This is a genomic window from Desulfurobacterium indicum (assembly GCF_001968985.1).
GTDB classification, from domain to species: domain Bacteria; phylum Aquificota; class Aquificia; order Desulfurobacteriales; family Desulfurobacteriaceae; genus Desulfurobacterium_A; species Desulfurobacterium_A indicum.
Map to the genome: position 1 here is coordinate 36,780 of NZ_MOEN01000011.1, position 9,350 is coordinate 46,129.

A 9,350-nucleotide genomic window follows, 5' to 3' on the forward strand; every position below is an offset into this window, starting at 1 on the left:
GCTCTCCCCTTACTTTGCTGCTTCGGCTTTCTGTTTGAGATATCCCTCTATAAACATATCTATATCACCGTCCATTACGGTATTGATGTTTGAGGTTTCTATGCCTGTTCTGTGGTCTTTTACCATTTGATAGGGCTGAAAGACATAAGAACGAATTTGGTTGCCCCAGGATATTTCTTTGTGTTCTCCTTTCGCCTGAGCCAGTTTTTCTTCTCTCTTTCTCATTTCAAGTTCAAATAGCCTTGCTTTCAGGATTTTCATTGCTCTCATTCTGTTTTGTATCTGTGAACGTTCACTTTGACAGGTTACAACGATGCCCGTTGGAAGATGGGTTATCCTGACAGCAGAATCTGTTTTGTTGACGTGCTGTCCGCCTGCTCCAGAAGCCCTGTAAGTGTCTATTCTTAGATCTTCGTCTCTTATTTCTACCTCTATATCGTCTTCAATTTCTGGAACGACTATAACGCCGCAGAACGATGTGTGCCTTCTGGCATTGGAGTCAAACGGAGATATTCTTACAAGTCTGTGTGTTCCGTGTTCTGCTTTCAAAAGGCCGTATGCGTAAGGTCCTTTTATTGCAATGGTTGCACTTTTTATACCGGCTTCTTCATTTTCTTGGAGGTCTATAATTTCTGTTTCAAATCCCTTTTTCTCTGCCCAGCGCAGGTACATTCTCATAAGCATACCTGCCCAGTCACAACTTTCTGTTCCTCCAGCTCCTGCATGAATTGTAATGATTGCGTTGTTTTTGTCCATTTCGCCGGAGAGGAGTGTTTTCACTTCAAGATTGTTCAGTTTTTTCTTGAGTTTTTTTATTGTTTCTTCAGCTTCTTCAAGAAGACTTTCATCGTTTTCCTCTTCTGCCATTTCAAAAAGAACTTCGACATCCTCTATGTCTGTTTCTAAGTTTTGCCACATTTTTATTTCGGATTCTATACGGTTCCTTTCCTGGGAGATCTTTTGTGCTCTTTCTCTGTCGTTCCAGAAGCCGGGAGCAGACATCTCTTCTTCAAGTTTTTTAAGCTTCTTTTCTTCCCTGACTAAGTCAAAAATACCCCCGAAGTTCATTGTATTTATCCTTAACTTTTCCATATTCCTCTTTTAATTCTTGAAGCTTTTCAATAAGCATGATACCTCCTGCCTTTGATGTTTTCACAGTTAAATTAATATTTGAGCCCGATTTTTCAAGTTCTGTCAGGGTAGCCTTTTGTTTCTATCTTTGTTAGTGTTTTTGTTAAAAGCTCTATGTTTTCGGTGTCCTTTTCGTTTATTGTGTGAATGCTTAGTATTACACCGAGCTCTTCTTCCAGCTTTCTCATTTTCTCCTGTATTTCTGTGTTTTTAATCTTTTTGTCTATAAAGACAACAAAGTTATCTCCTGAATATCTTATTATGGCAATTGGATTAAAAGTCCTTTCAAGCATTTCTTTAAGTTTTTTAAGGATCTCATCGCCGTAATCCCAACCTTTTTCAAGGTTTAATTCTCTCAGTTTTAAGATGTCCACTGTTATGACTTTGAAAGGTGTATTTTTCTCTTTTAGATTGTTAAACAGGAAAAACAAGTAGTTTCTGTTAAATGCGTCTGTGAGTGAGTCTCTGAAGAAGTAATCAAGCCTTCGTTTTTCAAGTTCAGAGAGACTTTTAAAGTCTTGACTTTTAGTGATAGGGGGTGTTTCGCTTTTAAAGATGGGTATTGCTGCATGAACTACATCTGAATCATATTTTTCGCCGGCGAGACTTATTAGCTCTTTTATAGCCTTTTCTTTAGGCATTCCCTTTCTGTATATTCTATCACTTGTCATAGCATCAAAGGAGTCAGCCACAGCTATTATCCTTGCGGGGAGAGGTATTTCTTTACCTTTTAAGCCGTCAGGGTATCCTGATCCGTCGATTCTTTCATGGTGGTATTTAATGCTGTCAACAATAGGTTTAAGAGGTTTGATGTCTTTTAGGAGTTCATAGCTTAAAACCGGATGAAGTTTAATGATTTCAAATTCTTTTTTTGTAAGCTTTCCGGGTTTTAAGAGTATGCTGTCAGGAATTCCTATTTTTCCAATATCATGTAGCAGTGCTGCCATATAGATTTTTTCGATCTGCTGTTCGTTTAGTCCCATATTTTTCGCAATTTCTTTGGAATAGAAAGCAACTCTTTCTGAATGTCCTCTTGTATATGAATCACGGATTTCAATACCTCTTACCATTGATTTGATAGTTGACTCAAGCAGTTCTTTTTCTTCTTTTATCTTTTCTTCAAGAGATTCTATAAGTTCTTTTAGTTCTGCGGCAACGGCGATTGATTTCGCAATATTTTTTAGATAAATTTTTTCGTCTTCTGTTAAAGGTTGGTTAACTTTTCTGAAGAATATGACATAACCGTTGTTTTTAGAAAAGGTAGAAAGAGGAAATCCAACCAGATATTTTATTCCGAGTTTTTTTCGGAATCGCTTAAATAACTCAATTTGTCTTCTGTAAGTTCAATTTCTCTTTTCATTGTATTCATGTAACTCTCGATACCTTCGAGATTATCAGGAAGTGTTTTTCGTGTTATTTTGTTATCTTTTGTGATTATTTTTGTTTCTATAAAGTTATCTTTAGGTAGTCCTATTATTACGCCGTCAATTTTATTTGTTTTTATTAACTTTCTCATCAGTTCGACAAATTCACCGTTAAAACCCTTTCCGGCAGTTAGCAGGTGTATGAACTGATACATCAGGTCTTCTTTTTGCATTTTGTCTTTGATGTTTTCGATCATTTCATTTATTTTTCTTCTGATTCCTCCGAATTCGTCGCTGCCTGATACAGGAAGTATGGAGAGTTTTCCTTTTGATATCTTTTCTATGTCTGTTTTTATCTGTCGCAGCGGTTTTAGATACAGGTCTCGTATTATTAGTAAAAGTGCTACTTGAAAGATGAATACCATTACAAACTCGGTAAGACTTATTTTTGCTGCGAGAACCGATGTATCGTTTTCTATCTTTTCGCTATTTAGTTCTACAGCTACTGGAACTACTCCGTCTGGAAATATAAATTTCTTATAAACAATTATTTTTCCATCGCGTTCTATAGTTTCACTTTCTTTATTTGGAACCTTAAACGGGAGTTTACCTATATATATATTCTTTACACAGGGTGTTTCTTTAAGTATTTCTGGTCTTAGGTCTTTTTTGCTTTTAATAATCACGGCTTTTGATTCTAAATCTGCTTTAGTAAGTTTGATTATTCGATTTTCCATAGAGTATCTGATACTTTTTTTTACGAGTATAAATGAAAAAAAGCTGATAGATATGGAGATGATTATGGATACTATGAGTAATGTCCAATATTTTGTTATTTCTATTTGTTTTTGGTATTCTTTCATAGGATCTGAGAACTCCGCTTCATATACAATTTAGGAAGTTTATGTCTTTTCGTTGTTTTATGTTGTATTTAACCATTATGTACTTAATTGCTGCAGGATCAAAAATGTATGTTGTTCCATCTTGCCATAAAAGCAGAATTTTTTTTAAGTTTTTAAGCTTTGCTGCGGGACTTCCTTTCCTTATACATAGCAAATATTTTACTTTTCCTATATTTTCTATTATTTTATAAGATTTTAGAGGTTCCTTAAAGTATATTCCATGTTTTTTTAACAGCTCCCGAAAAGAGTCTATGTAGACGGTGTTGTTATCAGCAAAGTATCTATATAAAGGGGTGTTGAGGGCATAGAATAGGTTTGGTGCTGGTGAATTTGTTTTTGTCATTTTGAATATTGCAGGAGATTTTTTCCCTACAGAGCAGATTTTTATCCAGCTGTTGTCTATCGCTTTTATAAAATCATAGGTTATATTGTCCACAATTATGACGTTATATTTGCTTAGGTTTAATAATTTTATAAATTCAGCACTATTCTTGCTGTAATTAAGGGTTATTATGCTGTTTTTTATGTTTAACTTTCCGTAGGCTTTCTCTGCATAAAAAGGCAAAAGTATATACTTGTTTTCTGCAAGTATGTTAATCTCCGTGTATTCTTTGCATCCGGAGAATAGCAGAAATGTAGCGGTTAATATAAGGAAACCCGCTATTACAGCAAGTCCTTTTTTTTCGCTCATAAACACCTTTACTCGGAAATTGTTTCAATGCACCTTGCCAGGATATCAGCTGTGTGATTGCAAGGCATACTACTATTTACCTTTTCCAGCCCTTCAGCAATATTCATTATGCAGCCAGGACATTCTGTTATTACAGTATCGGCACCAGTTGCGGTTATGTTTAGTGTTTTCTTTTCTTGTATTTTATCAGAAACTGCCGGGTGGAGCATTTTAAATGAGCCTCCCATTCCACAGCAGTTATCTGCTTCTTCCATTTCAATATATGTTATTCCATCGATAGATTCAAATAATTTTTGGGGGAGATCTTTAGAAATGTTTTGTCCTCTAACTATATGACATGGATGGTGCCATGTCACTTTCATAGGCTTTTTAACTTTCCATTGTTTTATTGTTTCTATGTTTTGTTCTAAAATTTCCAGAAACTGTAATACTGGTTTGTTAAGTTCTTTGTAATTATGCTTTAAGTTATGGCAGCATGTTGCACATCCGGTTACAATACCGTCAGCTTCTATTTTGTTTAACACTTTTATATTTTTACTTTTCAGTTCTTCAAAACCTTTTCTATCTCCTGCGTGAAGTGAAGGAGCTCCGCAACAGACTACTTTAGATGGCACGAATACATCATAACCAAGGTTATTTAAAACTTTTATTATGTTTTTTGATGTGTCTATATAGGCTCTGCTGAACATGCATCCTGGAAAGTATATAAGTTTTCCTTGTCTTTCTGTCTTTGCAGGAAAGTTGCGGTCTTTGTAGTTAAATTTTCCTTCCTTTATTGCTGGAATTACCGCAGTTCCTTTTCCGGGAATCGGAAATTTGCTTACTGAGTTTTGAGGGCTTTTTGAAGGTTTAAAAAGCAAGTAGGATAGTCGGGAAAAACTCCCGGCGCTGTCAAACAGTTTTTCGTTTTTCAGGATTGTTGTTACCGCTTTCTCCTGAGGAAAAAGGCCAAATTTTTCTGTTGCGACCTCTCTTGCTTTAAGAATTATCTCTTCGTATGGAACGTCCATTGCGCATATTTCCTGGCATCTCAGACAGGTCGTGCATTTTTTAAAAAGGAGAGCCGCTTCTCTGTCTAACTTTCCGTATCCTTTCTGTATCATATCAATCAGAGAAATTTTCCCTCTTGATACAGAAGGTTCCTCTCTTGTAGCATTGAATACGGGACATACGTTTCTGCATGAACCGCAACGGACACATCTATCAAGCCATTCCTGCTTTATCTGAAGGAATTTTTTATCCATAAAGCTCCTCTTTCCCTAAAGCTCTACAAAGTCGGCTTTGAATATCGGGCCATCAACACAGACTCTTTTGTATCCTTCTTTTGTTCTTATAACACATCCAAGGCAACTACCTACACCGCACGCCATACGTGTATCAAGAGATAAAAAACAGTCAGCTTTAAGTTTGTCTGCCTTTCCCTTAACAGCTTTGAGCATTCCAGTAGGTCCGCATGCTATCCACCTGTGGTCTTTAAATTTTTCTAGAATGTCAGTAACCAGTCCTTTTTTCCCTTTTGAACCGTCTTCTGTCATTGCTATGTAAGGTATCTGGTATTGTTCCAAAAAGGGCAATGCCGAAAGGTCGTTTTCTTTCCTGCCACCGTAGATGACAGTTACTTTTTTACCTTTTTGATGGAATCTTTTCGCCGCCAGAAAAATACCTCCTATACCTATTCCACCTGCTATGAACAGATATTTTTCGACATTTTCTTCTATGTAGTTACCTAAGGGGAGAATTACATCAACTTCGTCTTTAATTTCGCTTAAAAATTTTGTTCCTCTTCCGACGATCCGGTATATAAAACTTACAATGTCACTTTCCACGTCAAATATTCCAAGCGGTCTTCTTAGTAGTGGGTCGAGCTGGTTTTCTTTTCTAACCTGCACCATGGCAAATTGCCCTGGTTTAATCGCCTTAATCTCTTTTTCCGGGAGCGAAACAGATAATAGAAAATCTTTTTCGGATAACTGTCTGTTTTCTACTACTTTAACCTTCATCACTCTTCCTTAGGGCAGATTTTTCCTTCGGCTATTTCAAGAAGAGCGATTACGGTTTTTTTATGCTTTTCTCCCTTAATATCGACTCCGAACGTGTAAGAATCCTGTTCGTAAAGGAAACGGGCTCTTTTCGCAGCTACATGAACAGTTTCGTAGTAATTTCCAACTTTTTCTACAACCTTTTCAAGTGGAATTCTCTTAGACATTTTAAGCCTCCATCAGCCGTTTTGCAGGATAGTAATTTATGGAAAAAGTAAAAATAATTCTACCCTATTTTCTCTGCTATATGATTTTATTCTCGACAGTAGTTATGGTAGAATATTATTCTAATATTATATTTGAGAGGTTTGTCGTGAAATTTAATCCTTCTAAACCTTATACTGTTGGTCTTGAGCTTGAAGTTCAGCTGGTTGATTCGTTTACTTTCGAGCTGACAGAAAAATCTTTTGTTCTGTTTGATAAGGCTTCTGAAAAATTATCTTCCGTTTTACATAAAGAGTTTCTTCAGTCTATGGTTGAAATTGTTTCTCCTCCGTGTAATTCTTCTAAAGAGGCAACGAATATTTTGAGAGAGGCTTATGAAGAGGTTAAAAAAATAGGTGAGGAAGAAGGATTTTATCCTCTCTTGCTCGGGACACATCCGTTTGCCGATCCGTGTGAGATAAGGATTACAAAGGATAAAAGGTATGAGAGATTACTAAAAGAATTCCAGATAGTTTTGAAGAACTTTTTAATTTTTGGATTGCATATTCATGTAGGTGTAGAATCGGAAAGAGAACTATGGGAAGCTTTTAACATGACTCTTAAATATCTTCCCCTGTTTATAGCACTTTCTTCTTCATCGCCTTTTTATAAGGGAAGATTTACAGGACTTCACAGCTACAGGCTTAAAATTTTTGAACAGCTTCCAAGGGCTGGTGTTCCGGAGCAGTTTTTTTCAACGGAAGAGTTTGAGGGAATGTTTAACGTTTTGAAAAATTCGGGTTTCGTTGAGAGTTTAAAAGATATATGGTGGGATGTGAGACCAAGGCCTGACTATGGAACAATAGAGCTGAGAGTATGTGATTCTATCCCCGATTTTAACAGAATAGAGGCTATTGCTGACTTTTTTAGGTTGCTTGTTGCCTGGTCTAAAGATAAGAAGATGGGAAGGTTTTACCACCAGGTTGTGAAGCAAAACAGGTGGAATGCTGTAAGACACGGTCTTGAGGGTATGTTTATCGATGCTGATGGAGTTGAGAATATTAATAGCAGGATTCACGGACTTGTTGAAGAGTTTGATAGGGAAGGATTGATAGAAAGGCTTGGAATAAGAGTCGATAATCTGTACAATGTCCTGAGCGGGTTTCCAATTTCTTACAGGATGGTGGAAGCTTATAAGAAAGGGGAATCTATTAGAAAGCTGGCAAAGTTTGGATTGGCTGAATGAAAGGGATTATTGCAGCCGGTGATAGATTAACTGCCAAGGCAGGTGCTGGGGTTCTTAGAAAAGGCGGTAACGCTTTTGATGCGGTAGTTGCTGCTGTTTTTGCTTCTTATATGGCTGAACCTGCCCTTACAAGTCCTGCAGGTGGGGGATTTTTACTTGCATTTGAGCAGGGAAAGACCCCTGTTGTTTATGATTTTTTCGTTGATGTTCCTCCTTATAGAGAGGAAGAACCTGACTTTTTTAAGATAACGGTCGATTTTGGAGATGCTCTTCAGGATTTTCACATAGGTTGTGGTGCCGTTGCCGTTCCCGGCAATGTTGCTGGTCTTTTAAGGGTTCACAAGGAAAAGGGAATACTTCCGCTTGAAGAGGTTTTGAAACCGGCAATTAAATATGCTACTGAAGGTGTGAATCTTTCTATTTTACAGGCTTCTTTTGTAAAGCTTCTTGCTCCGATTTTTACTGCTACTGAAGGTTCAAGAAGGATTTTTGCTCCTGATGGAAGGCTGATTGATGACAAAACAGTTTTTAAGAATCACCAGTATGGAGAATTTCTTAAATTACTGATAGATAAAGGACAATGGGTTTTTTATGAAGGTGAAGTAGCCGACAGGATAGAAGAACTTTCTGTAAGGTATCACGGGCATATAAGAAAGAAAGATCTTGAAAGGTACAAAGTTGTTGAAAGAAAGCCTTTAAGTTTCAAGTTTAAAGATCTTGATGTTTTGACAAATCCTCCGCCGTTTCCAGGTGGAATTCTTATAGCTTTTACATTAAAACTTCTTGAGAATGAAGAGTTAGTCTCTTTCGGGTCGAAAGAGCACCTGCTCAAGCTTGTTAAAGCTATGGAGGAGACTCAAGTTTTCAGAGAGCAATTTGTTGATGATGGAATTTCAGAAGATTTTTATGGGTTTCTGAAAGAGGAATTTTTGTCCGAATATAAAAAGAAAGTTAATCGGTTTGGGAACACAACACATGTAAGTGTTATAGATAAGGAAGGGAATGCTGCTTCCATAACGACAACTAATGGAGAAGGTTCTGGTTACATTATTCCTGAAACGGGGATTATGTTGAACAACATGTTGGGTGAAGAAGATTTAAATCCGAAAGGTTTTTTTAAATGGCCTCCTTATATTCGTCTTCCATCAATGATGTCTCCTACAATTGTCGTTGAGAATGGAGAACCAAAACTTGTGCTTGGAAGCGCCGGAAGTAACAAGATAAGAAGCGCTATTGTCAATGTTATTTTAAACTGTGTTGTTTTTGGAATGGATATTAAAAGTGCTGTTGATTCTCCGCGAATTCATTATGAAAAAGGGACGGTTTTTATAGAACCGGGTTTTGAGGGGAAAGTTCTTGAGGAACTAAGAAAGATTTATAAAGATTTGGTTGAATTTTCGTCTTTAAATCTCTTTTTTGGCGGTGTCCAGGCTGTTAATTCCAGTTTTCAAGGTGCGGGGGATCCACGTAGAGGAGGATATTGTATTAAAGTTTTCTGAATTAATATTGTGTTAAGATTTAGATTTTGCATAATTTTTTAAATTTTCTTGCTGATTTGCTTGTTTTGATGTATATTTAATTTGTAGATTTGCTAATTATAAGGAGTTATAGATTGGAAGTTGTTGGTTTAACAGCTTTCCTGGTGGTTCTTTCCGTTTATATATCATTTGCTGCCAATGTTCACATGTATCTTTTATCAGCCCACGGCAATGGGACTTACGGTGTAAAAAGAAATTCAATGATTGGTTATTCACGGGGAAACTGCGACAACTGCCACGAAATGCACGCCAGCCAGAACGGTGCAGAGCCGGCACCTGTAAACGGCGCTCCCTC

The 9,350-nt window shown here is 36.9% G+C and carries 10 protein-coding genes; 3 read left to right on the forward strand and 7 right to left on the reverse strand.

The genetic code is table 11. From position 1 onward, the window contains the following. Positions 1-9 precede the first annotated feature (9 nt). The 7 genes from prfB to rpoZ form a co-directional block, all read right to left on the reverse strand. Positions 10-1,129, reverse strand: a protein-coding gene (gene prfB, locus BLW93_RS04100; RefSeq protein WP_216818659.1) for a peptide chain release factor 2 whose coding sequence is annotated in 2 segments (ribosomal slippage) — positions 10-1,050 and positions 1,052-1,129 — 1,119 coding nt in all. Because the reading frame shifts where the segments join, the coding sequence is not laid out codon by codon here. Positions 1,130-1,184: 55 nt separating this feature from the next. Then, on the reverse strand, positions 1,185-2,201 hold the full coding sequence (locus tag BLW93_RS04105) for an HD domain-containing phosphohydrolase (protein ID WP_076712843.1): 1,017 nt from the start codon (positions 2,199-2,201) through the stop codon (positions 1,185-1,187). 218 nt (positions 2,202-2,419) lie between these two features. Further along, positions 2,420-3,358, reverse strand: coding sequence for a methyl-accepting chemotaxis protein (locus tag BLW93_RS04110; RefSeq protein ID WP_076712844.1), 939 nt, complete (start codon positions 3,356-3,358; stop codon positions 2,420-2,422). Positions 3,359-3,377: 19 nt separating this feature from the next. Next, positions 3,378-4,088, reverse strand: a complete 711-nt coding sequence (locus BLW93_RS04115; protein ID WP_076712845.1) for a hypothetical protein — start codon at positions 4,086-4,088, stop codon at positions 3,378-3,380. An 8-nt stretch (positions 4,089-4,096) separates the two neighbouring features. After that, positions 4,097-5,332 (reverse strand): (Fe-S)-binding protein, encoded by a 1,236-nt coding sequence (locus BLW93_RS04120; RefSeq protein ID WP_076712846.1) that lies wholly within the window; start codon positions 5,330-5,332, stop codon positions 4,097-4,099. Between the two features lie 15 nt (positions 5,333-5,347). Beyond that, positions 5,348-6,088 (reverse strand): dihydroorotate dehydrogenase electron transfer subunit, encoded by a 741-nt coding sequence (locus BLW93_RS04125; RefSeq protein WP_076712847.1) that lies wholly within the window; start codon positions 6,086-6,088, stop codon positions 5,348-5,350. Then, positions 6,088-6,294: a DNA-directed RNA polymerase subunit omega gene (gene rpoZ, locus BLW93_RS04130; RefSeq protein ID WP_076712848.1), complete on the reverse strand. Its 207-nt coding sequence runs from the start codon at positions 6,292-6,294 to the stop codon at positions 6,088-6,090. Before rpoZ ends, BLW93_RS04125 begins: the two co-directional genes overlap by 1 nt. 38 nt (positions 6,295-6,332) lie before the next feature. Between rpoZ and BLW93_RS04135 the strand changes: the two genes are divergently transcribed. The 3 genes from BLW93_RS04135 to BLW93_RS04145 form a co-directional block, all read left to right on the forward strand. Then, positions 6,333-7,517 carry a carboxylate-amine ligase gene (locus tag BLW93_RS04135; RefSeq protein WP_078058128.1) on the forward strand — a complete coding sequence of 395 codons (1,185 nt, stop codon included), beginning with the start codon at positions 6,333-6,335 and terminating at the stop codon, positions 7,515-7,517. Further along, positions 7,514-9,016, forward strand: a complete 1,503-nt coding sequence (locus tag BLW93_RS04140; protein ID WP_076712850.1) for a gamma-glutamyltransferase family protein — start codon at positions 7,514-7,516, stop codon at positions 9,014-9,016. Before BLW93_RS04135 ends, BLW93_RS04140 begins: the two co-directional genes overlap by 4 nt. Positions 9,017-9,129: 113 nt before the next feature. Then, positions 9,130-9,350 (forward strand): hypothetical protein (locus tag BLW93_RS04145; RefSeq protein WP_144444003.1); only part of this gene is annotated, 221 nt, incomplete at its 3' end.

Excerpts from the sequence above, each read along its gene's own strand:
- BLW93_RS04105 (WP_076712843.1), bottom strand. The coding sequence starts at position 2,201 with ATGGTAAGAGGTATTGAAATCCGTGATTCATATACAAGAGGACATTCA.
- BLW93_RS04110 (WP_076712844.1), bottom strand. The coding sequence starts at position 3,358 with ATGAAAGAATACCAAAAACAAATAGAAATAACAAAATATTGGACATTA.
- BLW93_RS04115 (WP_076712845.1), bottom strand. The coding sequence starts at position 4,088 with ATGAGCGAAAAAAAAGGACTTGCTGTAATAGCGGGTTTCCTTATATTA.
- BLW93_RS04120 (WP_076712846.1), bottom strand. The coding sequence starts at position 5,332 with ATGGATAAAAAATTCCTTCAGATAAAGCAGGAATGGCTTGATAGATGT.
- BLW93_RS04125 (WP_076712847.1), bottom strand. The coding sequence starts at position 6,088 with ATGAAGGTTAAAGTAGTAGAAAACAGACAGTTATCCGAAAAAGATTTT.
- rpoZ (WP_076712848.1), bottom strand. The coding sequence starts at position 6,294 with ATGTCTAAGAGAATTCCACTTGAAAAGGTTGTAGAAAAAGTTGGAAAT.
- BLW93_RS04135 (WP_078058128.1), top strand. The coding sequence starts at position 6,333 with ATGGAAAAAGTAAAAATAATTCTACCCTATTTTCTCTGCTATATGATT.
- BLW93_RS04140 (WP_076712850.1), top strand. The coding sequence starts at position 7,514 with ATGAAAGGGATTATTGCAGCCGGTGATAGATTAACTGCCAAGGCAGGT.